This window comes from Streptomyces sp. NPDC006309 (assembly GCF_040613095.1).
Taxonomy (GTDB): Bacteria; Actinomycetota; Actinomycetes; order Streptomycetales; family Streptomycetaceae; genus Streptomyces.
In genome coordinates this window covers 195,158-217,983 of record NZ_JBEXRO010000006.1, presented here as the reverse complement: position 1 = coordinate 217,983, position 22,826 = coordinate 195,158, and the positions used below count along the sequence as shown (strand labels likewise).

The window sequence follows — 22,826 nt, the reverse complement described above, 5'->3', positions numbered from 1 at the left end:
CGTACGCCCCCGAGGCCGCGACCGGACGCACACGAGCACGACCCGGACAGACGGCGACCCCCGAGGCCGCGACCGGACGCACACGAGCACGACCCGGACAGACGGCGACCCCCGAGGCCGCGACCGGACGCACACGAGCACGACCCGGACAGGCGGTGACCGCCGAGGTCGGGGCCGGACGTACGCGGGCACGACCCGGACAGACGGTGACCGCCGAGGCCGCGACCGGACGCACGCGAGCACGACCCGGCGTCATCGGTTCCGCCGCGTCCCGCTCGGGCGCCGGCGCTCGGGCGCCGGTGGCGTGCGGCCCGTGGGCGGCCCCGGTGGACGCGTGGACCGGCCGGCCGGCCTCGCCGTTCGTCCGGCGCGGGTGCACGGCGCAGGACCGCGGGTCCGGCGCCGGATCCCGCGGCGGTCCGGAGCGTCGCTCCCGGTCGTCCGCTGTCACCACGTGATCAGCCTATAGAAGGACACGCATCCGCGGACGCCGCCCGGCGGGAAGGCATGTTCCGGGGGGTCACCGACACGGAGGTCCTGGAAGCGATGAACAACGACGACCCGGCAGGCGGGCTCCGCTGTCTGGTGACCGGAGCCACGGGCTACATCGGCGGCCGGCTCGTACCCGAGCTGCTCGCCGCCGGGCACCGGGTGCGCTGCCTGGCCCGCTCCCCCGGCAAACTGCGCGACCATCCGTGGGCGGGCGAGACGGAGGTGGTGCGGGGCGACGTCACCGACGCCGCCTCCGTCGCCGAGGCGATGCGAGACGTCGACGTGGCCTACTACCTGGTGCACGCGCTGGGCAGCGGCAGCGGCTTCGAGGAGACCGACCGCCGCGCCGCCCGCGTCTTCGGTGAGCAGGCGAAAGCGGCCGGTGTGCGCCGCATCGTGTACCTCGGCGGGCTCGCACCGGCCGGGGTGCCCGAGGAGCGGCTCTCCCCGCACCTGAGATCCCGGACGGAGGTCGGCCGCATCCTCCTGGCCTCGGGCGTGCCGACGGCCGTGCTGCGCGCCGCCGTCATCATCGGCTCCGGATCGGCCTCCTTCGAGATGCTGCGCTACCTCACCGAGCGGCTGCCGGTGATGATCACGCCCAGTTGGGTGCGCACCCGCATCCAGCCCGTCGCCGTACGGGACGTGCTGCGGCTACTGGCCGGCAGCGCGGGCCTGCCGGACGACGTCAACCGCACCTTCGACATCGGCGGGCCGGACATCCTGACGTACCGGGAGATGATGCAGCGGTACGCGCGCGTCGCGGGCCTGCCGCGGCGTCTCATCGTGGCCGTGCCGGTCCTCACCCCCGGCCTCTCCAGCCACTGGGTGGGCCTCGTCACCCCCGTCCCCGCGTCCCTCGCCCGCCCGCTGACCGAGTCGCTGCGCCACGAGGTGATCTGCCACGAGCACGACATCGACCGCTACGTGCCCGGCCCGCCGGGGCATCCGCTCGGTTTCGACGAGGCGGTACGGCTGGCCCTGCGCCGGGTGCGCGAGGCGCGGGTGACCACCCGCTGGTCGTCCGCCGCCGTACCCGGGGCGCCCAGCGATCCGCTGCCCACCGACCCCGACTGGGCCGGCGGCAGCCTGTACACCGACCACCGCGAGGCGGCGGTGGACGCACCGGCGCACGAGCTGTGGCGGGTGATCGAGGGCGTGGGCGGGGACAACGGCTGGTACTCCTTCCCGCTCGCCTGGAGCCTGCGCGGCCGGCTGGACCGGCTGGCCGGCGGGGTCGGCCTGCGCCGGGGCCGGCGGGACGCCCAGCGGCTGCGGGTGGGCGACTCGCTGGACTTCTGGCGGGTGGAGGAGATCGAACCCGGACACCTGCTGCGGCTGCGGGCGGAGATGCGGCTGCCGGGACTGGCCTGGCTGGAGATGTGCGCGGAGAGCGACGGCAACGGCCGCAGCCGGTACCGCCAGCGGGCCCTGTTCCATCCCCATGGCCTGCTCGGCCACGCCTACTGGTGGAGCGTCTCCCCCTTCCACGCCGTGGTCTTCGGCGGGATGGCCCGCAACATCGCGCGGGCGGCGGCCCGGCAGGCGCCCGCGTCCGCCCGCTGACACCGCATCCGCCGCGCCCGCCGCGCCGGAACTGCCCAGCGTCCGCATCCCACGCCCCGGAGCCGCGCCATGTACGTCTCGGTCGTCCTGTTCACCGCCGACCTGCGCCTGTACGACCATCCGCCCCTGCGGGCCGCGCTGGAGGGCGCCCGTCAGGTCGTCCCGCTGTTCGTACGGGACACCGGGGTGGACGCCGTGGGCTTCGCCGCCCCCAACCGGCTGGCGTTCCTCGCGGACTGCCTGCGGGACCTGGACGCGGGGCTGCGCCGGCGGGGCGGACACCTGGTCGTGCGCTCCGGCGACGTCGTGGCGGAGGTGTGCCGGGTGGCCGCGGAGGCGGACGCCGACGAGGTGCATCTGGCGGCCGACGTGAGCGCCTACGCCCACCGGCGGGAACAGCGGCTGCGGCGCGCCCTGGAGGCCGACGGGCGGCGGCTGCACGTCCACGACACGGTGACCACCGTGGTGACACCGGGCGCGGTGACCCCGGCCTCCTCCGACCACTTCGCCGTGTTCACGCCGTACTTCCGGCAGTGGTCGGCGCAGGCCGTGCGGGACGTGCGCGACGCGCCGCGCGCGGTCCGCGTCCCGCCGGGCATCGGGTCCGAGGAACTGCCGTCCCGGGCCGCGTTGTCCGGGCTGTCGCCGGGGCTGGCCGAGGGCGGCGAGACGGCGGGCAGGAAGCGGCTCGCCGCCTGGCTGCGTTCCGGCGTCGCCGCCTACGAGGACCGGCACGACGACCTGGCGGGCGACGCGACCTCCCGGCTCTCCCCGCACCTGCACTTCGGCACCCTGTCCCCCGTCGAGGTGGTGCGGCGGGCACGCCTGGCGGGCGGGCCGGGCGGGGAGGCGTTCGTACGGCAGATCGCCTGGCGGGACTTCCACCGCCAGCTGCTGGCGGCCCGGCCCGCCGCGGCCGGCGCCGACTACCGCACCAAGCACGACCACTGGCGGTCGGAGCGGACGGCGTGGGAGGACATCGAGGCGTGGCGCCAGGGCCGTACCGGCTATCCGGTGGTCGACGCGGGGATGCGCCAGCTGCTGCACGAGGGGTGGATGCACAACCGCGCCCGCCTGCTCACGGCGAGCTTCCTCGCCAAGACGCTGTACGTCGACTGGCGCGTCGGCGCCCGGCACTTCCTGCGGCTGCTGGTCGACGGGGACCTGGCCAACAACCAGCTGAACTGGCAGTGGGTCGCGGGCACCGGCACCGACACCCGCCCGAACCGGGTGCTCAACCCCGTCGCCCAGGCCAGGCGGCACGACCCCGACGGCGCGTACGTACGGCGCTGGGTGCCGGAGCTGCGGGAGATCGCCGGGGCGGCGGTGCACGAGCCGTGGAAGCTGGGCACCGCGGACCGGGCGCGCACCGGCGACTACCCGGACCCGGTCATCGGCCTGGCGGAGGGCCTCTCCCGCTTCCGCCGCGCCCGCGACCGCGACCCCGCCCCCGACTGACACCCAAGCCCCACCCGACTGCCTCGCTCCCGGTGCCGAGGCCGGGACGACACACCCGCCCCGGCTGCCCCGCCCGGTACGGCACCGGGACGGCGCTGAACTTTGCGCGAAGACGCCCGCGCTCTGCACCACGGGCATGGGATCGCGCCCGGGCCGGGGACCGGCGACACCCGTGCTTGATCCGCCCCGGCCGGCTCCGGCCCCGGCTGAACGCTCCCGCGAAGAGGGACCCGCTCCCGGCACCGCGGAGGATGGGAACTGCCCAGCACGGGGGGGGGGGCGACTCCGACCCCGGTCGCACGCCTCGCCAACCCGCCCGCTCCCGGCGCCGCCGAGGGTGGGACGGGGCCGGGGGCGCCCCGGCTGATGTGCCTGCGACCGGCTCCGGGGCCGCGCCGAACGGTCCGCCGGGACCGCCGCCCGCGCAACCGCCGACCGGCGGCTCGAGCGCCGGGGAGCCCCGGCCCCCTTGCTCCCCGCGCGTCGTCGGGGCCGCGCCGTCCGCGTCGCCGGCTGGTCGGCCGGCGGTCCGGGAGCGGGCCGGCGGCGGGGGTCGGTGGGGCGTCAGGGGGCAGGGGCGGGGCGGTCGGTCAGGCGGGTTCGGTGGGCGGGGGCGTGCCGTAGGCGGTGACCAGGGGGGTGAGGGCCTCGGTCAGGGTGGCCGGGCGGAGCATGCCGGGGGCGGGGCGGCCCGCCCAGCCGGGGCCGCCGAGCATCACCAGGGGCTGCGCGCGGGCGCCCTTGACGCCCCACTCCATCGCGGCCACGTGCTCGGCGAGCGGCAGGCTCGCGGTGGAGCGGGCCTGCGCCCACAGCACCACGGCGGCCGGGCCCAGACGCCGTACCGCCGCGACGAGTGCGTCCGCCGGCACCGCGGCACCGAACATGCGGGTGGCGACGCCGAGCCGGCTCAGTGCCGCGTTGAGCGCCTCCAGCGCAAGGGTGTGCTGCTCGCCGGGGACGCAGGCCAGCAGCACGGGTCCCGCGCCCGTGGGGCCGGCCGTCGCCACGGGCTGCCGGGTGTGGCGGCGCAGGGTCGTGGAGACCTGCCAGGAGAGCAGGTGCTCCACCTCGACGTACCGGTCCCCCGACGACTCCCATCGGCGGCCCACCGCGTGCAGCGTCGGCAGCATCACGTCCTGCCAGGCGGCCACCACGCCGTACCGGTCCACGGCGGCCTCCAGCCGCTCCCCGACGGCCGCCGCGTCGAGCCGGACGGCGGCCCGGGCCAGCCCGCGGCCCTCCTGCCGGGCGGCACCGGAAGACGGCACGCCGGGGGCGGACACCGCGGGGACGGCCGGAGCGGCCGGTACGGCGGGTACGGCCGGCGGTGCCACGGCGGGCGCGCCGTCGGCCGGGGGGCGGGAGGCTCCCGGGCAGGCCCGCTCCTTCGCGGCCCGGGCGGCGTCGGCGGGTGGCACCCCGGAGGCGGTCAGCCGGCACATCGTCTCCAGCATGGTCACGTCACGCGGCGTCCACCGGCGGTGCCGGCCGTCGGCGCGGGCGGCGGGGCCCATGCCGTAACGGCGGTCCCAGGAACGCAGCGTGGTGGGCGAGACGCCCAGCCGACGGGCCAGCGCGCCGGTGGTCAGCCCCGGCTCCCCGGCCCCGGCGGACCCCGCCCGGCCGCTCCCCGGTATCCGCGGTTTCCCCGGCATCCCCGCAGGGTCGGTCGCATCCATAGGACGACCATACGTCCGCCATACGACGCAGAACCGATGCAAGTTGTCCGGCCGGTCCACGGACTCACACGATGAACGCCCGGAGCGCACCCCGGAACATACCGGCCCGCAGGGACGGCCCGGCCGCTCCGGCCGTCCCGTCCGACGCGAAGGAGCCGTCGTCATGAGCCCGCATTCGACCGCCGTCGCGCCCCGCACCGCGGCCCCGGCCGACCGGTCCGCCGGCCCGCCGTCGTGGCTGCCCGCCGGGGAGCCGCTCACCGACGAGGAACTCGCACGGGGTCTGATGGCGGGCGACGAGGCATGTCTCGCCGCGGTCCACCGCCGTTGGGCGGGGCTGGTGCACTCGCTGGCCTGGCGCACGCTGGGCGACGCCACGGAGGCCGAGGACGTCACCCAGCAGGTCTTCCTCGGTGTCTGGCGGGGCCGCGCCGGCTTCCGGCCGGAGCGGGGGACGGTGGCCGGATGGATCGTCGGCATCACCCGCCGCAAGATCGCCGACGCTCTCTCCGCCCGGACGCGCCGCGGCGAGCTGGTCGCGGCGGCGGGCGCGGCCCTGCCGCCGGACGAGTGCGCCGCCGAGCGGCCCGAGGCCGCCCTAGACCGCGTGCTCGTGGGGCACGAACTGGCCCGGCTGCCCGCGCCCCAGCAGCGCGTCCTGCGTCTCGCCTACTACGAGGACCTCACCCAGGCCCAGATCGCGGAGCGGACCGGGTGGCCGCTGGGTACGGTCAAGAGTTATGCGCGCCGGGGCCTGCATCGTTTGCGCAGCAGTATGGAACAGCAGACGGAAGGGGCATGAACAAGGCCGGGCATCACTACACATAAGAACCAGATAAGTGCAAAATGGACTCTGCGGCACTCACCGCACACCGCGCCCGACGCCGGGCGCTGGTCCGGCCGCAGAGTCGAAGGAGACGAATCATGGCGAACGTCTCGCACCGGGGTGACATGAGGAGCCACCCCGATGTCCCCGAGATGCAGGCGCGCTACGCCCGTATGCTCGACGGTCGTGATGTGGCGCTCGTGGACGGGCCGGTGTTCCTGCTCGGCCTGTACTGCGCCGCCTCCCCGTGGATCCTGCACTACACGGCGAACCAGCCCGCACTCGCGACCCATAACTTGATCATGGGCATCGCGATAGGCCTGCTGGCGCTGGGATTCACCCGCGCCCCCGAGCGGATGTACGGCCTGAGCTGGGCCATGTGCGCCATGGGCATCTGGATGATCATCGCGCCGTGGATCGTGGGCCGCGCCCCGGACGCGGGGGTGATCGTCAACAACATCGTCATCGGCGCCCTGGCCCTCGTCCTCGGACTGGTCTGCGCCGGTGCGGCGGCGAGGAGCGGGCCCAGGCCGTAGCACAAGCGGTGGGGCGAGCGGGGCCGGTCCGCCCGGGCGGACCGGCCTTCCGCACGTCAGCCGGGGCTCGCCTCCAGGGCGTTGTACTCCTCGCTGATCTCCTTCGCGCCGAACGGCCACACGCGCTCCCGCCACGCCCAGACCAGGAAGGCCGCGCAGCCGAGCGCGAGCCAGGCCAGTGACCACTCGACGGGGCGGCGGCCCGGGGAGTTGTGGTCGGCGTATCCGTAGATCACGCACCAGCCGGTGAAGGCGATGACGGCCGGCAGCGGGTAGAGCCACATCCGGTACGGACGGCGCATGTCCGGCTGCCGGCGGCGCAGCACGCTGAGCGCGACGATCTGGGCGAGCGCCTGGACGATGACCATCACCGTGGTGAGCAGCTGGATCAGTGTCAGCAGGTCGGTGTGACGGCCGATCAGGAAGCCGACGGCGGTGATCACTCCCATCGTCGCGAGTCCGAGCGCCGGGAAACGGTGCCGGGGGTGCAGCCGTGCGTACGGCCGGAAGAAGACGCCGTCGCGGGCGGCGTCGCAGGGCACCCGCGAGCCGCCCAGCAGCCCGGTGAACACGGACGCGAACGCGGTGACCAGGATGAGCACGGTCACCGTGTCGGCGGCGCCCCGGCCCCACGTCTGCGCCAGCACCGCGGAGGCGACCGAGGTGGACGCGATGTCGTGGGGGTCGGTCATCCGGTGCCAGTCGACGACGCCGAGGGTGCCGATCTGGAGCAGCAGGTAGATGGCCATGATGCCGAGGATCGACAGGACGATGGAGCGCGGCAGGGTGCGGCCGGGGTCCTTGATCTCGGCGCCCAGGTAGGCGGTGGTGTTGTAGCCGAGGTAGTCGTAGACGCCGATGGTCAGGCCCGCGGCGAAGCCCGGCCAGAAGTGACCGCTCGTCAGGTCGAAGGCGTGCGCCGGGTAGGTGAAGGCGCGGTGCGGGCTGAAGCCGGTCGCGGCGGCGGCGATCACCAGGAGCACCGAGGTGATCATCACGGCCCACATGACGAGGGTGATGCGGGCGATGTGCTCGATGCCGCGCCAGAGCAGCAGGACCACCAGGACGATGACGCCGAGGCCGGTCAGATCGCCGGCGGTCCGTCCGAGGCCGGGGGCGAGATAGCCCAGGTACTGCACGAAGCCGACCACGCCCGTGGACAGGATCAGCGGGATGAACAGCATCGCCGTCCACACGAACAGGAACGGCAGGAGGCGGCCGGTGCGGTACTGGAAGGCCTGGCGCAGATAGACGTAACTGCCGCCGGAGCCGGGCATCGACGCCCCCAGCTCCGCCCAGACCAGCCCGTCGCACAGCGCCAGGACCGCGCCCGCGACGAATCCGGTGACCGCCTGGGGGCCGCCGAACGCGGCGACCATCAGCGGGATCGTCACGAACGGCCCGATGCCGCACATCTGGCTCATGTTGATCGCCGTGGCCTGCAACAGGCCGACGCGACGGACGAAACCACCCGTGGGTGGCGGGCTGCCGGACATGGGGACTCCTGACGCCACGGGAACACGCCGCACCCGGCGGGGCCGGCGGGCCGACAAAGTTAAGGAGCCTTACGAGAGGCGTCAAGTATGCGCCGGGCATGCACGAGAATGGTGTGATGCCTGCCAGCGACGTCACGGAGCCGCCGGAACAGCCCTGGAGCCGCCGGCGCCTGCGCAGTGCCAACGAGCGGCTGCTCCTGGACCGGCTGCGCGCCCTCGGTGCCGCTTCGCGCGCCCAACTGGCCCGGGACACGGGCCTGTCGAAGCCGACGGTCTCCAGCGCGCTGGCCTCGCTGGAGTCGGCCGGCCTGGTGCGCGAGGCCGGCACGCACACCCCCGAGCGCGGCCGCACCGCCGTGCTGTACGCCCCCGACCCGGCCGCCGGGTACGCGCTCGGGGTGGACATAGGCCGGGGCCGGCTGCGCGTGGCGGTGGCCGACCTGGACGGCACGGTCGTCGCACGGACCGACGTGCCCAATCCGGCCCGCACCTCCGCAGCCCTGGCCGCCCTGGTGGTGGACACCGCCCGCAAGGCGATCGAGCGGTCGGGCGCGGACCCGGCCGAGGTGGCGCACGGGGTGCTCGGCACGCCCGGGGTGTACGACGAGCGGCACCGGCGGGTCCGGTACGCGACGCACCTGCCGGGCTGGGGGCGCGCCGGGCTGATGGACCGGATCCGCGGGGAGCTGGGCGTCCCGCTGGAGGTGCACAACGACGCCAATCTGGCCGCGCTCGGCGAGTACGCGTACGGCGCCGGCGCGGGCAGCCGGCTCTTCGCGTACCTCCTGATCGGCACCGGTCTGGGCATGGGCGTCGTCAGCGAGGGGCGGCTGTTCACGGGCGCGCACGGGCTGGCCGGCGAGATCGGCCTCCTGCCCTGGGCCGGCCGGGGGAAGCCGGAGCCGCTTCAGGACGCGGTGGCGGGGATGGCGGTGGTGGAGTCCGCCCGGCGCTTCGGGATGAGCGGCCGGCTGACCGCGAAGGCCGTGTTCGACGCGGCCCGGCAGGGGCAGCCGGCCGCCGTGCGGGCCGTGGAGCTGGAGGCCGAGCGGATCGCGCACACGGTGGCGGCCGCCGCCGCCGTGCTCGACCCGGACCTCGTCGTCCTCGGCGGCGGGCTCGGCCTCAGCGCCGGGCTGCTGCTCCGGCCGGTCCGCGAGCGGCTGCGCACGCTCACCCCGTTGCGCCCGCGGATAGCGCCGAGCCGGCTCGGCGCGGACGCGGTGCTGCTCGGCGCGGTGGCCACGGCCCTGGACACGGCCCGGAACGTGGTGTTCGAGCGCCGGACGGCCGGAACCTGACCCGTTCAACGAGCACGACGGCGAGGGTCGTTGACAGGGTCCGGGGGCAGCCCTAGCGTGACCGGCGTTTGTAAAGTTTCCTAACTTTACGAGGCTGGAGTCCGCCGTGTTCCCTCGTCCCGCCCGCCGGCTCCCCGGGACCGTCGCGCTGCTCGCCCTGGCCGGCACCCTCACCGCCGGTGCCTGGGCCGGCCCCCGGGAGGCGACGGAACCCCATCGGTCCGCCCGGGTCACACACGTGCCCGCCGCCGCCGGCACCAGCACCCCGCTCGCCGGCTACGCCGTCCGGTCCACCGCTCGGGTGACCGACTCCGCCGCGGCCGTCTCCTCCCCCGGCTACCCGGCGACGGGCTGGTATCCGGCGGGCCCGCGCTCCACGGTGCTGGCCGCACTGCTGGCGAACGGCGTGTACGCCGACCCGTTCCGCTCCACCGGCCAGCAGAAGATCCCGAAGGCCGACTTCGAGGTGCCCTGGTGGTACCGCTCCGACTTCACCGTCGAGGACACCGCGCGGCGCACCTTCCTGGACTTCAGCGGGGTCGTCTCGGCGGCCGACGTCTATGTGAACGGCCACCGGGTGGCCGGGGCCGCGGAGGTCACCGGCGCCTACACCCGCCACGAACTGGACATCACCCCGCTGGTCAGGTCCGGCACGAACACGGTCGCCTTCCGGGTCCGGCCCAACGACCCCGACCGCGACCTCACCATGGGCTGGCTCGACTGGCTCCAGCCGCCGCCCGACCGCAACATGGGCCTCGTCCGCGACGTCCTGGTCCGCCGGGGCGGCCCGGTCGCCCTGCGCGACACGCACGTGATGACGGAGCTGGCCGTGCCGTCGCTCGCCACGGCCCGCCTGACGGTGAAGGCCCGGGCCCGCAACGACTCCGGCACGCCGGTGACCGCCCGGATCTCCGGCAGCGTCGCCGGCACGCGGCTCACCCGGACCGTACCGCTGGCCGCCCACGAGACGAAGACCGTCACCTTCACCCCCGAGGACACCCCGGGCCTGCGCCTGACCGCGCCGAAGGTGTGGTGGCCGGCCGGGATGGGCGGGCAGCCGCTGTACGGCCTCACCCTCACCGCGTCCGTCGCCGGCACGGTCTCGGACACGGCCCACGAGAGCTTCGGCATCCGGGACGTGCGGGCACCGCTGAACGCGGACGGCGCCCGGCAGTACCGGATCAACGGCCGCAGGCTGCTGGTCCGGGGCGGCGGCTGGTCCCCGGACGAGTTCCTGCGCTGGGACCGCGCCTATGTCGAGGACCGGCTGAAGTACGCCGTCGACCTCGGCCTGAACACCCTCCGCCTGGAGGGTCATCTGGAGCCCGACGAGTTCTTCGCCCTGGCCGACCGCTACGGCGTCCTCACCCTCCCGGGCTGGGAGTGCTGCGACAAGTGGGAGGGCGACGTCAATCCCAGCGGGTCGGGGAAGAAGTGGACCGCCGCCGACCATCGCGTCGCCAGGGCGTCCATGGCCGCCGAGGCCGCCCGGCTGCGCGACCACCCCAGCGTGCTGTCCTTCCTGATCGGCAGCGACTCCGCCCCGAACGCGACGATCGAGACGGAGTACCTCGACGCGCTGGGGGCCGCCGACTTCACCGCCCCCGTGATCCCCGCCGCCTCCGACGCCTCCACCCCGCGGCTGGGCCGTTCGGGCATGAAGATGACCGGCCCGTACGACTGGGTGCCGCCCGCCTACTGGTACGCCAAACGCGAGGGCGGGGCCACCGGCTTCAACTCCGAGACGAGCGCGGGCCCCAGCATCCCCACCCTGGCCACCCTGCGCCGGATGCTGACACCCGCCGAACTCGACACCCTCTGGCGGGATCCGGACGCCCGGCAGTACCACCGCTCACCGTCCGCCACCTTCGGTACGCTCGCGCTCTACGACCGCGCCCTGGCCGGCCGCTACGGCGCCCCGACGGGCCTCACCGACTACGTCCGCAAGGCCCAGCTGGCCCAGTACGAGAACGTCCGCGCCCAGTTCGAGGCCTACGGGCGCAACGCCACGGACACCGAGCGGCCCGCCACCGGGGTCGTGCACTGGATGTTCAACAGCGGCTGGACCTCCCTGCACTGGCAGCTGACGGACCGCTACCTCGACCAGAACGGCGCCTACTTCGGCGCGAAGAAGGCCAACGAACCGCTGCACGTCCAGTACTCCTACGACGACCGCTCGGTCGTCGTGGTGAACAGCCGGCACACCCGGGAGCGCGGGCTCACCGTCCGGGCCGCGCTCTTCGACCCCGACGGCACGCGCAGGTACGACAGGACCGTCACCGGGACGGCCGTCGCCGGCGACGGGGCCCGCGCGACCGCGCTCACCCTGCCGGCCTCGGTGCCCGGTCCGGCACGCACCCACCTGCTCCGGCTGGTGCTCACCGACGCCGGCGGCACGGAGGTGAGCCGGAACGTGTACTGGCTCTCCACCAGGCCGGACACCCTCGACTGGGACGGCACCGACTGGTACCACACCCCGACCACGGGCTACGCCGACCTCGGCGGACTCGCCTCGATGCCGCGGGTGCCGGTGACGGCGACGGCGGTCACCCGGTCGGGGCGGGACACCTCGACCACGACGGTGACCCTGCGCAACACCGGGGCCGGCGCGACCCCGGCGCTGTTCACGGACGTCCGTCTCGTGGACGCGCAGGGCCGGCCGGTGCTGCCGGTGCGCTGGTCGGACAACGAGGTGAGCCTGTGGCCCGGCGAGCGGCTGACCCTGACCGCCACCTACCGCACCGGCGACCTGCACGGGCCGGCACCACGGGTGCGGGTCTCCGGCTGGAACGCGCCGGAGCGGACGGTGCCGGCCGCCTGACGTGCCCCTGCCCGGCTCAGCCGACCTGGAGCGCGGTGTCGTCCACGACGAACGACGTCTGGTACTTGGAGCCCTCGGTGCCGGTGAACTTCAGGGTGACGGTCTGCCCGGCGTAGCCGCCGAGATCGAAGGTGCGCTGGGTGTACCCGGACGCGGCGTCGAGGTTGGAATAGCTCGCCAGGGTGGCCAGGACCGTGCCGGAGCCGCTCACCACCTGGACCTTGAGGGTGTCGTAGGCCGTGCTGGTGGTGGTCTCGGCCGTGTCGACGTGCAGGGCGAAGCCGAGTGCGGCCGGGCAGCCGGACGGGATGGTCACCGACTGGGCGAGCGTGTCGGTGGTCGCGGTGCCGTTGCCGTCGAGCCAGGCGTAGTACGAGCCCGAACGGGCCTTCTCACCGGTGGCGTCGGTGATGACGCCGCTCGTGGCGCTCCACACGGTGCTGCCGGACTCGAAACCGTTGTTGCCGAGGAGCTGGGCGGCCGTGCAGGACGTCGAGCCGCCGCCGGTGCCGCCGCCGCTCGCGCCGGACAGCCACGCGGTGGCGTTCAGGGCGAGGGCCGCGTCGGTGGCGCTGGAGTCGTTCCAGCCGTCGTACAGGGTGTTGCCGGACTGGCCGGTGCCGTCGTCGATCGGGGAGCTGTCACCCCAGAACGCGACCCGGCCGCTGCCGAAGGTGCTGGTGGCGAAGAACGCGCCGGTGGTGCCGGAGTAACCGGTGCGGTACAGCAGGCCCTTGACGGCGGGGTTGTCGGCGGGCTTGAGCGTGGCGGTCGTTCCGCTGGCGATCAGGCTCTTGGTGACGGTGCCGAAGGAGCCGTGCAGGACCGGGTCGGTGCTGTCGCTGATCGCGGCGGGATGGTCGGAGCTGATGCTCAGCGAGTCGATGGAGAAGCCGAAGGGGTCGGTGGAGTCGACGCCGTTGTTCGTCATCAGGTCGTTGAGGATCTCGACCGCGTCCTCGCCGTCGTTGTTGCGGTCCGCTCCGGTGTGGTCGGAGATCATGAACAGACCACCGCCGTTCTTCACGAAGGTCATGATGGCCGTCTTCTCGGCGCTCGTGAACAGCGTGTTCGGCTCCGGCAGGACCAGGGTGTCGACGTTGGACAGGTCGGTCGCGGACGTGCCGCCGTAGCTGAGGGCGGAGCCCTGCGGCAGCGTCTTCAGGCTGTAGGCGCCGGTCTTCTCCAGCGCGACGCCCCACGAGGAGAGGGCTCCGGTCCAGTCGGTCTCGGCGGACGGGGAGGAGTCCTGGCCGAGCGGGTCGGGCTGGCTGGTGGAGATGATCCAGTCGGCGTTGCCGGCCGTCTCGGCGTGGGCGTTGTCGAACAGGATGCGGTGCGGGGCCGCCGCGTGAGCGGGGGCGCCGGTACCGAGCTGGAAGGCGGCTCCGCCGAGGAGCAGCCCGAGGCCGGCCAGGGCGGTGGTGAGTCTGCGGCGGGAACTCCTGGTTCCGGGCATCCGGCGAACCTCCGTGTGGGGTGGGGAGAGGCGGTGCGGGCGCGTTCTGCGCGCGTAGAGCCTGCTCGAGAGTTCTACACGCGTCGATTGATTGAAAGGTACATGGCATGAAGGCGCGGTGAACAGAGGCGCCCCGCCACGACCGGAGCCCAGTGGTCCGCCCGCCGCGCACACGTGGGGCCTCGCCGGGGGTCTCCCCGGTGGTGGGTCAGGCCGCGCAGAGGTAGGGCGTCGTGGTGCTCAGCGCGTGGAACCCGAGGCGTGCCAGGATCGGGCGGCTCATGGGTGAGGCGTCGGCCTGGAGGTAGCGGCAGCCGTGGGCGGCGGCGACGCGGGCCCGGTGGGCGACCAGAGCCCGGTAGACGCCCCGGCCCCGCCAGGCCTCGACGGTGCCGCCGCCCCACAGCCCGGCGAACCGGGTGCCGGGCACCAGTTCCGTGCGGGCGGCGCCGACGGGCTCCGCCCCGGCCAGCGCGACCACGGCCACGACCGTGCCGGGGTCGGCGGCCAGCCGTGCGAGCAACCGGTGCCGCAGCCCGGCGCCGTCGGTGCCGAAGGCCCTCTCGTGGACGTCCACGACGAGGTCCACACCTGCCGCATCGGTGGCCCGCACCACGCGGATGCCGGCCGGAGGCTCGGCGGCCGACACCGGCCCGGCCACCTCACCGATCATCAGCGTCTCCGCCGGCTCGGCCCGGAATCCGGCGGCGAGGAGCCGGTCACCGAGGTCCGCCGGCTCGTCGTGGCCGTAGGCCTTCCACTCGAAGTCCAGGCCCAGGCCGGTGAAGTGGGCGATCTCGTCGCGGATCGCCCGGCCGGCGCCCGCCGCGTCGAGCGCGGACCAGAGAACGCCGTTCCACCCGTGCGCGCCGGCGACCTGACGCACCACGGCGCCGGTCCGCTCGATACGGGCCCCGGGCCCGTCGGGGCGGGCGTTCTCGCGCATCTCACGGTCGTACAGGGCGAGCACAGCGGTGTGGTCCATGCGGTGCACCCCAGCATGAGCGGCGGGACCCGGCAACGGATTTACCGGCCGGGCGGACGGCGGGAGGCGGGCCGGTCCGGTCATCCCGGCGGCCGGACCGCCAACCGCCCCAGGGGTCAGCCGAGTTCGAGGGTGGCGACGCCGAAGACGCGCTCCCGGGCGTGGTCGCGGACCGGTCCGGTGTACATGCGGGCGGTCTCGAACGAGGGGCGCAGTCCCGCCTCCTCGGCGAGGGCGACACCGGCCGTGTTCGGCTCGGGCACGTCGAGCGCGACCTCCCGGCCGCCGGCGTCGGCGGTCAGAGCGGCGAAGAGGGCCCGGGCGTCGTCGGCGGTGTCGGCGAAGAGCGGGCCGACGCGCAGGGTGTCGTGACCGGGGCGGATCACGCCGTAGCCGGTGAGGCGCCCGCCGTCCTCCCGCACCACGGCACGGTGGCCGGGTGTGGTGAGCCATGCGGCGAGGAACCGCGGGCGGTCCGCGGGACAGCAGGCGCCGTCGTAGGCGGTGATCGCGGCCAGGTCGGCGGGGGCGGCCGGGCGGACACCGGCGGGTGTCTCGCCGGCGGGGGCGGTGCCGGTGAACCGGATGGTCCGGTAGGCGAGTTCGAAGCCGGACTGGCGGTAGTTGTCCTGCTGGGCGACGACTCCGTCCAGGCCGACGGTCCGGCCGCCGGCGTGGGCCAGGGCGGTCTTCCAGGTGGTGAGGCCGTGGCCGTGGCCGCGCAGGTCGGGGCGGACGAGGTAGCAGCCGAGGAAGGCGTAGGCGGGGCCGTACGTGACGACGGAGACGGCCGACACCGGCCGGCCGTCGATCCGGCCGAGGAAGAAGCCGTCGGGGTCCTGGGCGAAGAACGCGGGTCCGTCGGTCAGTCCGGGATTCCAGCCCTCCGCCGCCGCCCATCCGCTGATCACCGGCCAGTCGGCGAGGGTGGCCTGCGTGACGACGAGGTCGTGGGGGGCCGCGAAGGTCATGGGTGTGCTCCGTATCCGTCGGGGGGACTGCCGCACAGCATCCTTCCGGACCGACGAGGGCCGCGCCACGGGAAGATCAGCCGACGCGGCACCCATCCCGCTGAGCAGTGCGGGGAGTTCGGCCCGGCCACCGGGTACGGGCCGGCCCTGTCCGTCCTGCCGACGGAGGCGACAGCGTTGTGCGGCCGAGGCCTTCGGCCGGGCCATCGCCGCGGGCCCTCCCCCTGGCCGCCCTGTCGGCGGGGGCCGGGAAAGCCGTACGGGCGGGGGTGCGGCCCGGCCGTCGCCGCCGGCCGCCCCCTACGGCGGCGCAGCGCCGCGCGCGAGCCCGTGAGCGGAGCGGCGCTGCACGGCCCGGAGCACGTACTGGCCCCTGCCCGAGGGGTGCCGCGTGCTCCTGGAGCCGCTTCGGCGGGACGGCGTCCGCCCGACGCTTCCCTGCCGCAGACATCCCGGTCACCGGCCGGTCGCGTGGACGGCACGGCACGGCCCCGCCGGGCCGGGGCCGGCGGGGCCGTGGGCGCGCGGTGGGGCCGCGTGCGCGGTCAGGTCCGGACGGGATGGGTCAGCCGTTGCGGCCCGGCCGGAAGCGGCGGTACAGGACCGCGCCGGTGAGGACGAGCGCGGCGCTGCCGGCGACGGCCGGGGCCGTCATGTCCGCGCCCGTGTGCGCCAGGCTGGAGGCCACCGGACGCGGGGTGTGCGGGGCCGGGTGGTGCGCCCGGGGCGCGGCCGGGGGCTTCGGGGTGCGGTGGTGCGGTGCCGGGGTGTGCGGGGGGCGCCGGAGCTGGTCGCCGGGGCCGTTGACCGACCGGTTGCCCTGCGCCGGATTGCCCACGCCGACCACGTCGACACTGTTGCCGCTGACGTTGACCGGCAGATGGACGGGAAGCTGGACGCCGTTGCCGGAGATCACACCGGGCGAGCCGGTGGCCGCGCCCTGCGCGGACGCGCCGCCGGACGCGGCCGACCCCGCCCGCGCCCCGGCCGCCTTGTTCGCGCAGGCGTTGCCCGCGGCCGGGTTGAGCAGTCCCACCACGTTCACGGTGTTGCCGCACACGTTCACCGGCACGTCCACCGGCAGCTGGACGGTGTTGCCGGAGCCCAGTCCGGGGGAACCGGCCGCGGCACCCCGGGCACCGGCCCCGTCGGCCGCGAAGGCGGCGGACACCGGCAGCGCCACGGCCATCGCGCCGGACGCGGCGGCGACGGCGAACACACCGTTTCGGGTAGCCCGTCTCATAGTTCCCTGCCTTCCAGACGTCGTGCGGGCACTCGCCCGCACCTCAGGAAAACGCAGACGAACCACCCGGGTCATGGCTTGTCGGCCTTTCACCCCATCGAGTGCCACTGCTATCGAACCGCGTGCGAAGCGGCTCGGTGATACCCGGGGAGTGCGGGCGCGCAGCATACGGCGGCGGTCGCCGCCCCGCTCGCCCGGAGGCGGGCCGTGCGGGGCGCGCCTATGGTGATCCGAGGCGCCGACCCGGTCCGCGGCAGGCGCTCCGGGAGGCGAACGATGCTGGCCAAGCTGTCCACACGGCCCGCGGTGCGGCGCTGCGCGGGTGCCTCGGCCCTCGCCCTGGCCCTGCTCGGCGCCGGGCTGCCCGCGGCTGCCGCCGACCGGCCGCAGCCCGACCTGTCCCGGTTCTACCGGCAGAAGGTGACGTGGCAGGCCTGCGACGGGCCGGACATGCCGGACGACCTCCAGTGCGCCAAGGTCACCGTCCCCCTCGACTACGCGCGGCCACGCGCGGGCACCCTGGACGTGGCGCTGGCCCGTTACCGCGCCACCGGGCACTCACGGGGCTCGGTGCTGCTGAACTTCGGTGGTCCCGGCGGTGCCGGCATTCCCGAGCTGGCCGCCGACGGCCGCCGGTTCATGGACCTGACCAACGGCTACGACGTGGTCACCTTCGATCCGCGCGGTGTCGGCCGGTCCTCCCCCGTCAGCTGCGGCGGGGACGGCGAGGGAGCCTTCTCCATGACCGGCAGGGACGCCGGCCTCGACCGGCCCGGGGCGCTGCTGAGGCAGTTGCGCGAGGCCGCCGGCCAGTGCGCCCGGCACTCCGGTCCGGTGCTGCCCCACATCGGCACCGTGAACGCCTCCCGCGACCTGGACGTCATCCGCCAGGCGCTCGGCGACAAGGTGCTCAACTACCTCGGCTTCTCCTACGGCACCCGGCTCGGCTCGGTGTACGCGGCGCAGTTCCCGGGCAAGGTCGGCCGGATGGTGCTCGACGGCGTGGACACGCTGACCGAGCCGCTGTCCGAGCAGGGCCTGGCGGGCGCCCAGGGCCAGCAGACCGCGCTGGACGACTTCCTGGACTGGTGCACGACGGATCTCGCCTGCCCGTTCGGCCGGGACCGGCGGGCGGCCGGGGACGAGGTGCTCCGGCTGGTGCGCTCGCTCGACCGGAACCCGGTGCCCACGGACTTCGGCGGCTCGTTCACCGGTCAGGACCTGGTCGGCGCCATCGGGCAGGCCCTGTACGGCAAGGAGCTGTGGCCCTCGCTGGAGCGCGCCCTGGCCTCCCTGATCGAGGACGGTGACACCCGGCGCATCCTGGCCTTCTCGTCGGGCGGCATCGACGGGCCCCGCGGCCGGGTCCGCACGGACGGCGGGCTGACCGACGTCCAGGACGTCCCGATGGACAACCTGCCGGCCGCCCTGATGGCGATCAACTGCGCGGACGACCCCGACCGGCCCACCGCGGAGCGGATCACCCGGGACCTGAAGGACCTGCGGGCCGCGTACGACCGGGCCTCGCCGGTCTTCGGACGCTACCGGCTCACCCAGCTGCTGCTGTGCTACGGCCGCCCCAGGGGCACCGACTTCATCCGGGACCGGGTCCGGGACGTGCACTCGGCGAAGATGCTGCTGGTCGGCACGCGCGGCGACCCGGCGACCCCGTATCAGTGGACCGAGGAGACGGCCCGGCGGCTCGGCCCGGCGGCCGTGGTGCTCGACAGCAAGGGCGAGGGCCACACCGGGTACGTGTCCTCCTCGTGCGTGCACGGCAAGATCAACGACTTCCTGCTCTACGGCTCGCTGCCCCCGAGCGGCAGTTCCTGTCCGGCGGACGGCGACGGGGAGACCGTGACCGGTGCCACTGCCGGCCGGTGACGGGTCCGGCGCGAACGGGTGACAGGGGCGCACCGGGGGCAACCCCGGGACCGTCCCGGTCGTCACACCGGGCAGGCGTGCTTCGGCCGCCGTGTCCGGGACACGACCACACAGGGGGCACCGTCATGCGCATCCGCGCCGCCGTCACCGTACCCGCCGCCTCGGCCGCCGTGGCGGCCCTGCTGCTGACCGCACCGCACAGCCAGGCCGCCACGGGCCACTCCCGGCCCGCCGCACCGCACGGCACGGCCGTCACGGGCGACAAGCTGGCCGCCGCACCGCACGGCAAGGCCGTCACGGGCCCCGGCCGGCCCGGGCGCTGCGCCCGGAGGGCGCTGGCCGTACGGGCGAAGGCCGTGGCCGGCACCCCGGCCGTACTGCGGGTCGACGTCACCAACCGCGGGGCTCGCGCCTGCCTCGTCGACCGCGTGCCCACGGTGACCTTCGGGGACCTGGACGGGGCCGCGCTGCCGGTGCCGGAGGGCGGCACCGGCACCTACCGGCTCGCGCCGGGCGGCACGGCCTGTGCCGACGTGCGGACCATCGCCGACCCGGCGGACCCCGAGGCCCGCCGGGTGGACACGGTCACCGTCGCCGCCTCCGCCGCGCACGCCGGCCGGGAGTTCGGCGCCGCCCGGCTCGGCACCGGGCCCCGGGTCCTCGTGTGGGAGCCGGTGACGACGTGGTGGCAGCGGTCGGCGGCGGCGGCCGACCGTGCCATCGGGCTCAGCTGAGCACCAGCTCGGGCGTGTACAGGTCCAGCCACTGCGCCAGGTCCAGGGTGCGTTCCAGGCCGCGCCGGGCCGCCTGGGTGCTGACCGGCGCGTCGTGGTCGGCGGCCCTGCGGACCCGGTCCCGGTCGACCAGGTCGAAGACCGGGTGGGAGGGCCGGGTGAGCAGGTCCTTGGCCTGTTCCTGGAGGGCGCGGGCGTACCGCGGGTCCTGGGTGGACGGGTACGGGCTCTTCACGCGCTCGTACACCGAGCGCGGCAGGACGTCCGCCGTCGCCTCCCGCAGCAGGCTCTTCTCCCTGCCGTCGAAGGACTTCATCGCCCACGGCGCGTTGTACACGTACTCGACCAGCCGGTGGTCGCAGAACGGCACCCGGACCTCCAGGCCGACGGCCATGCTCATCCGGTCCTTGCGGTCGAGCAGGATGCGCACGAAGCGGGTCAGGTGGAGGTGGCTCATCCGGCGCATGCGGTACTCGAAGTCGCTCTCGCCCTCCAGCCGGTCGACACCAGCGACGGCGGTGCGGTATCCGTCGCCGACATAGCCCTTGAGGTCCAGGGACCTGGTGAGGTCGGCGCGCAGCACGTCGGCGTCCTCGCCGAAGTGGCGGCCCATGGTGGCCAGCCAGGGGAAGGTGTCGGCGCGGCGTGCCTCCTCGTCGAAGAACTGGAGGTAGCCGCCGAAGACCTCGTCGGCTGACTCGCCGGACAGGGCCACCGTGGACTTCTCCCGGATGGCGCGGAAGAGCAGCAGCAGCGAGGCGTCCATGTCACCGAGGCCGGCCGGCAGGTCGCGGGCCCGGACGACCTGCTCGCGCACGGCCGGGTCGGCGAGGGTCCGGGCGTCCAGGACGATGTCCTGGTGGTCGGTGCCGGCGAGGCGGGCCACGTCGTGCACGAAGGGCGTGTCGGGGGTGCCGCGCAGTTCGTCGGCGACGAAGTGGTCGGTCTGGCCGACGAAGTCGACGGCGAAGCTGCGCACCTTCTCGCCCTGCTCACCGAGCCGGCGGGCGGCGATCGCGGTCATGGCGGAGGAGTCGAGGCCGCCGGAGAGCAGGGTGCAGCGCGGCACGTCGGCGACCAGTTGCCGGCGCACGATGTCGTCGAGGAGCGAGCGCACCCCGGCGACAGTGGTGTCGCGGTCGTCGGTGTGCGGGCGGGTCTCCAGCCGCCAGTACACGCGGGTGGACAGCCCGGAGCGGTCCACGGTCACGACGGTGCCGGGCTCCACCTCGCGCATGCCGTCCCAGATGGCGTGTCCCGGCGTCTTGACCATGACGAACAGTTCGCGCAGGCCGTCCAGGGTGACGCGGCGGCGGGCCAGCGGGTTGGCGAGGACGGCCTTGGGCTCGGAGCCGAACAGGACGCCGTCGGCGGTGGGGTGGTAGTAGAACGGCTTGATGCCCATGCGGTCGCGGATCATCACGAGCTTGTCGTGCCGGCCGTCCCAGACGGCGAACGCGTACATGCCGTTGAGCCGTTCGGCGACCGCGTCGCCCCACTCCAGATAGCCGTGCAGGACGACCTCGGTGTCGGAGTCGGTGGTGAACCGGTGGCCGCGGTCCTGGAGTTCGCGGCGCAGTTCGGTGAAGTTGTACGCCTCGCCGGAGTAGACGAGGGCGAGGGTCCCCCGGGGGGTCGGCAGGGTCATCGGCTGACGGCCGCCGGGGAGGTCGATGATGGCGAGGCGGCGATGGCCCAGGGCGACGGGGCCCTCGGTCCAGGTGCCGCGGTCGTCCGGGCCCCGGCAGGCCATCGTCTCGGTCATCGCATGCAATGTGGTGGCCTCGGTGGTCAGGTCGCGGTCGAAGGAGACCCATCCGGTGATGCCGCACATGCGTTACCTCCTGCCTCCGGCTGGCGGCCGTCTCCCCGCCGGCCTGGGCTTTCTTGGCCGCGGGGAACGGACCGGCAAACCAGTTGTATCGAGCATCTATATGACGAGCGTCCGCCCGACCCCGGGGCCCGGTCAACGTGGCCGTAACAGGACACCCCCGCACGCCCCCACGGTTTCGGCCGGGTTTTGCCTCCGCGAAAACCGCGGACGGGCGCGCCACCGGGCCGTGACCGCCAGGAACCGGCCACAGGCAAAAACTTCCCCAAGCAGCCCGCGCGTTACGGCTTCGCGGCCAGAAATCAGCCGAACGCCCCGGCCGGTCCGGACGGCTTCCCCGATACCCCGAATTACCCCGAATGCCGTAAAGGTGAATCCGCCCTATCGTTCTGTCATGGAGCACGCACTGAGTCCCGCGACCCTGTCCGAACTGCGGCGCCCGCGCCCCTATCCGGCGGTCTCCGTGCTGACCCCGACGCACCGCCGGGAACGCGGGAGCGGCCAGGACCCGGTCCGGCTGCGCAACGTGGTGACCGAGGCACGCCGACGTCTGGAGTCCGATCCCGCCGTCACCCGGGAGCGGCGCGCCGACGTCGTGGCGCAGCTCGACCGCGCGCTGGCGGAGGTGGACCTGACGCACGCCGAGGACGGCCTGGTGATCTTCGCCGCGCCGGGCGAGCACCAGGTCTGGTCGCTGGCCCGCCCCGTCCCCGAGCGGGTGGTGCTCTCGGACACCTTCCTCACCCGCAACCTGGTCGCCGCGCAGACCGCCGAGCGGCCCTTCTGGGTGCTGTCCGTCTCCGCGGACCGCGCCACCCTGTGGAGCGGCGGCGCGGACCGGGTCGTCGAGGACCGGTCCGGCGGCTTCCCGCTGACCCGCGGGCGGGGGAACTTCGACGCCGAACGCCAGGAACGCGTCGGTGATCTGCCGAGCACCTTCCGCGACGAGGGCACCCGCCAGTTCCTGCGGACGGCGGACACCGCGCTCGGCGCGGTGCTGCGGGTCCGGCCGCGCCCGCTGTACGTCACCGGTGAGCAGGCGGCGCTCGCCCTGCTGGACGAGGCGGGCAGCGTCGCCAGGAACGCCGTGCACGTGCGGCACGGCGGGCTCGCCCACGCCGGCCCCGACGCCGTGTGGCAGGCCGTCCGCCCGGTGCTGGAGGCCGAGACGGCCAAGGACGCCGGCTCGGTGGTCCGGGACCTCACCTCGGCGCGCGGCCACCGGACCTTCGCGGCCGGTCCGGACGAGCTGTGGCAGAGCGCCCGGGAGGGCCGGGTCCGGCTGCTGGCCGTGGAGGACAACTACCGCGCGGCCGTCCGCGACCAGGGCGGCCATCTGGTGCCGGCCGAGGCCGGGGACCCCTACGCCCGCGAGGACATCGTGGACGAGATCGTCGAGCGCTGCCTGGAGACCGGCGCCGACGTCCGCTTCGTCCCCGACGGCACCCTCGGCGACGCGGACGGCATCGCGGGCGTCCTGCGGTACTGACGCGGAAGATCCGCCACCACCGGAACTCCCCCGGCGTCGGCGTACGCTACGG

Annotated in this window: 16 protein-coding genes; 9 read left to right on the top strand and 7 right to left on the bottom strand. The window is 74.7% G+C overall.

What is annotated here, in order from left to right; translation table 11 throughout:
• Window positions 1-546: 546 nt before the first annotated feature.
• Window positions 547-2,058, top strand: coding sequence for an SDR family oxidoreductase (locus tag ABZ117_RS11805; RefSeq protein WP_356819864.1), 1,512 nt, complete (start codon window positions 547-549; stop codon window positions 2,056-2,058).
• Window positions 2,059-2,127: 69 nt separating this feature from the next.
• A complete protein-coding gene (locus ABZ117_RS11800) occupies window positions 2,128-3,516 on the top strand; it encodes a deoxyribodipyrimidine photo-lyase (RefSeq protein WP_356819713.1) in 1,389 nt (462 codons plus the stop codon).
• 590 nt (window positions 3,517-4,106) lie between these two features.
• On the opposite strand, the gene ABZ117_RS11795 is transcribed toward ABZ117_RS11800, so the two are convergent.
• Entirely contained in the window at window positions 4,107-5,174 is a 1,068-nt protein-coding gene (locus ABZ117_RS11795; protein ID WP_356819712.1) for a MerR family transcriptional regulator, read from the bottom strand.
• A 187-nt stretch (window positions 5,175-5,361) separates the two neighbouring features.
• Between ABZ117_RS11795 and ABZ117_RS11790 the strand changes: the two genes are divergently transcribed.
• Together ABZ117_RS11790 and ABZ117_RS11785 are read left to right on the top strand one after the other, a co-directional pair.
• Entirely contained in the window at window positions 5,362-6,000 is a 639-nt protein-coding gene (locus ABZ117_RS11790) for a sigma-70 family RNA polymerase sigma factor (protein ID WP_356819710.1), read from the top strand.
• A 122-nt stretch (window positions 6,001-6,122) separates the two neighbouring features.
• Complete coding sequence (locus tag ABZ117_RS11785) at window positions 6,123-6,560, top strand: SPW repeat protein (RefSeq protein ID WP_356819709.1); 438 nt, start codon at window positions 6,123-6,125, stop codon at window positions 6,558-6,560.
• Window positions 6,561-6,616: 56 nt separating this feature from the next.
• Here ABZ117_RS11785 and ABZ117_RS11780 read toward each other — a convergent pair whose 3' ends face one another.
• On the bottom strand, window positions 6,617-8,056 hold the full coding sequence (locus ABZ117_RS11780) for an APC family permease (protein ID WP_356819708.1): 1,440 nt from the start codon (window positions 8,054-8,056) through the stop codon (window positions 6,617-6,619).
• 116 nt (window positions 8,057-8,172) lie between these two features.
• Between ABZ117_RS11780 and ABZ117_RS11775 the strand changes: the two genes are divergently transcribed.
• Together ABZ117_RS11775 and ABZ117_RS11770 are read left to right on the top strand one after the other, a co-directional pair.
• On the top strand, window positions 8,173-9,357 hold the full coding sequence (locus tag ABZ117_RS11775) for an ROK family transcriptional regulator (protein ID WP_356819706.1): 1,185 nt from the start codon (window positions 8,173-8,175) through the stop codon (window positions 9,355-9,357).
• Window positions 9,358-9,463: 106 nt separating this feature from the next.
• Complete coding sequence (locus tag ABZ117_RS11770) at window positions 9,464-12,178, top strand: sugar-binding domain-containing protein (RefSeq protein ID WP_356819704.1); 2,715 nt, start codon at window positions 9,464-9,466, stop codon at window positions 12,176-12,178.
• A 16-nt stretch (window positions 12,179-12,194) separates the two neighbouring features.
• Here ABZ117_RS11770 and ABZ117_RS11765 read toward each other — a convergent pair whose 3' ends face one another.
• The 4 genes from ABZ117_RS11765 to ABZ117_RS11750 form a co-directional block, all read right to left on the bottom strand.
• The gene (locus ABZ117_RS11765) at window positions 12,195-13,637 is read right to left on the bottom strand and encodes a hydrolase (protein ID WP_356819702.1); all 1,443 of its coding nucleotides are present in this window, start codon (window positions 13,635-13,637) and stop codon (window positions 12,195-12,197) included.
• Window positions 13,638-13,845: 208 nt separating this feature from the next.
• Window positions 13,846-14,622 carry a GNAT family N-acetyltransferase gene (locus ABZ117_RS11760; protein WP_356819700.1) on the bottom strand — a complete coding sequence of 259 codons (777 nt, stop codon included), beginning with the start codon at window positions 14,620-14,622 and terminating at the stop codon, window positions 13,846-13,848.
• Window positions 14,623-14,738: 116 nt separating this feature from the next.
• Window positions 14,739-15,593 carry a GNAT family N-acetyltransferase gene (locus ABZ117_RS11755; RefSeq protein WP_356819698.1) on the bottom strand — a complete coding sequence of 285 codons (855 nt, stop codon included), beginning with the start codon at window positions 15,591-15,593 and terminating at the stop codon, window positions 14,739-14,741.
• Between the two features lie 565 nt (window positions 15,594-16,158).
• Entirely contained in the window at window positions 16,159-16,836 is a 678-nt protein-coding gene (locus ABZ117_RS11750) for a chaplin (RefSeq protein WP_356819696.1), read from the bottom strand.
• Between the two features lie 276 nt (window positions 16,837-17,112).
• Here ABZ117_RS11750 and ABZ117_RS11745 point away from each other — a divergent pair, with 276 nt between their 5' ends.
• Both ABZ117_RS11745 and ABZ117_RS11740 read left to right on the top strand, forming a co-directional pair.
• Window positions 17,113-18,720, top strand: a complete 1,608-nt coding sequence (locus tag ABZ117_RS11745) for an alpha/beta hydrolase (RefSeq protein ID WP_356819694.1) — start codon at window positions 17,113-17,115, stop codon at window positions 18,718-18,720.
• A 125-nt stretch (window positions 18,721-18,845) separates the two neighbouring features.
• The gene (locus tag ABZ117_RS11740) at window positions 18,846-19,454 is read left to right on the top strand and encodes a DUF4232 domain-containing protein (RefSeq protein WP_356819692.1); all 609 of its coding nucleotides are present in this window, start codon (window positions 18,846-18,848) and stop codon (window positions 19,452-19,454) included.
• Here the strand turns inward: ABZ117_RS11740 and asnB are convergent.
• Window positions 19,447-21,288 (bottom strand): asparagine synthase (glutamine-hydrolyzing), encoded by a 1,842-nt coding sequence (gene asnB, locus ABZ117_RS11735; protein WP_356819690.1) that lies wholly within the window; start codon window positions 21,286-21,288, stop codon window positions 19,447-19,449. The two genes, ABZ117_RS11740 and asnB, sit on opposite strands and share 8 nt — an antisense overlap.
• Before the next feature lie 391 nt (window positions 21,289-21,679).
• Between asnB and ABZ117_RS11730 the strand changes: the two genes are divergently transcribed.
• A complete protein-coding gene (locus ABZ117_RS11730; protein ID WP_356819688.1) occupies window positions 21,680-22,774 on the top strand; it encodes a chemotaxis protein in 1,095 nt (364 codons plus the stop codon).
• Window positions 22,775-22,826: the final 52 nt, after the last annotated feature.

Bases quoted from the DNA above. Each gene is read 5' to 3' on its own strand.
- ABZ117_RS11805 (WP_356819864.1), top strand. From the start codon at position 547: ATGAACAACGACGACCCGGCAGGCGGGCTCCGCTGTCTGGTGACCGGA.
- ABZ117_RS11800 (WP_356819713.1), top strand. From the start codon at position 2,128: ATGTACGTCTCGGTCGTCCTGTTCACCGCCGACCTGCGCCTGTACGAC.
- ABZ117_RS11795 (WP_356819712.1), bottom strand. From the start codon at position 5,174: ATGCCGGGGAAACCGCGGATACCGGGGAGCGGCCGGGCGGGGTCCGCC.
- ABZ117_RS11790 (WP_356819710.1), top strand. From the start codon at position 5,362: ATGAGCCCGCATTCGACCGCCGTCGCGCCCCGCACCGCGGCCCCGGCC.
- ABZ117_RS11785 (WP_356819709.1), top strand. From the start codon at position 6,123: ATGGCGAACGTCTCGCACCGGGGTGACATGAGGAGCCACCCCGATGTC.
- ABZ117_RS11780 (WP_356819708.1), bottom strand. From the start codon at position 8,056: ATGTCCGGCAGCCCGCCACCCACGGGTGGTTTCGTCCGTCGCGTCGGC.
- ABZ117_RS11775 (WP_356819706.1), top strand. From the start codon at position 8,173: ATGCCTGCCAGCGACGTCACGGAGCCGCCGGAACAGCCCTGGAGCCGC.
- ABZ117_RS11765 (WP_356819702.1), bottom strand. From the start codon at position 13,637: ATGCCCGGAACCAGGAGTTCCCGCCGCAGACTCACCACCGCCCTGGCC.
- ABZ117_RS11760 (WP_356819700.1), bottom strand. From the start codon at position 14,622: ATGGACCACACCGCTGTGCTCGCCCTGTACGACCGTGAGATGCGCGAG.
- ABZ117_RS11755 (WP_356819698.1), bottom strand. From the start codon at position 15,593: ATGACCTTCGCGGCCCCCCACGACCTCGTCGTCACGCAGGCCACCCTC.
- ABZ117_RS11750 (WP_356819696.1), bottom strand. From the start codon at position 16,836: ATGAGACGGGCTACCCGAAACGGTGTGTTCGCCGTCGCCGCCGCGTCC.
- ABZ117_RS11745 (WP_356819694.1), top strand. From the start codon at position 17,113: ATGCTGGCCAAGCTGTCCACACGGCCCGCGGTGCGGCGCTGCGCGGGT.
- ABZ117_RS11740 (WP_356819692.1), top strand. From the start codon at position 18,846: ATGCGCATCCGCGCCGCCGTCACCGTACCCGCCGCCTCGGCCGCCGTG.
- asnB (WP_356819690.1), bottom strand. From the start codon at position 21,288: ATGTGCGGCATCACCGGATGGGTCTCCTTCGACCGCGACCTGACCACC.
- ABZ117_RS11730 (WP_356819688.1), top strand. From the start codon at position 21,680: ATGGAGCACGCACTGAGTCCCGCGACCCTGTCCGAACTGCGGCGCCCG.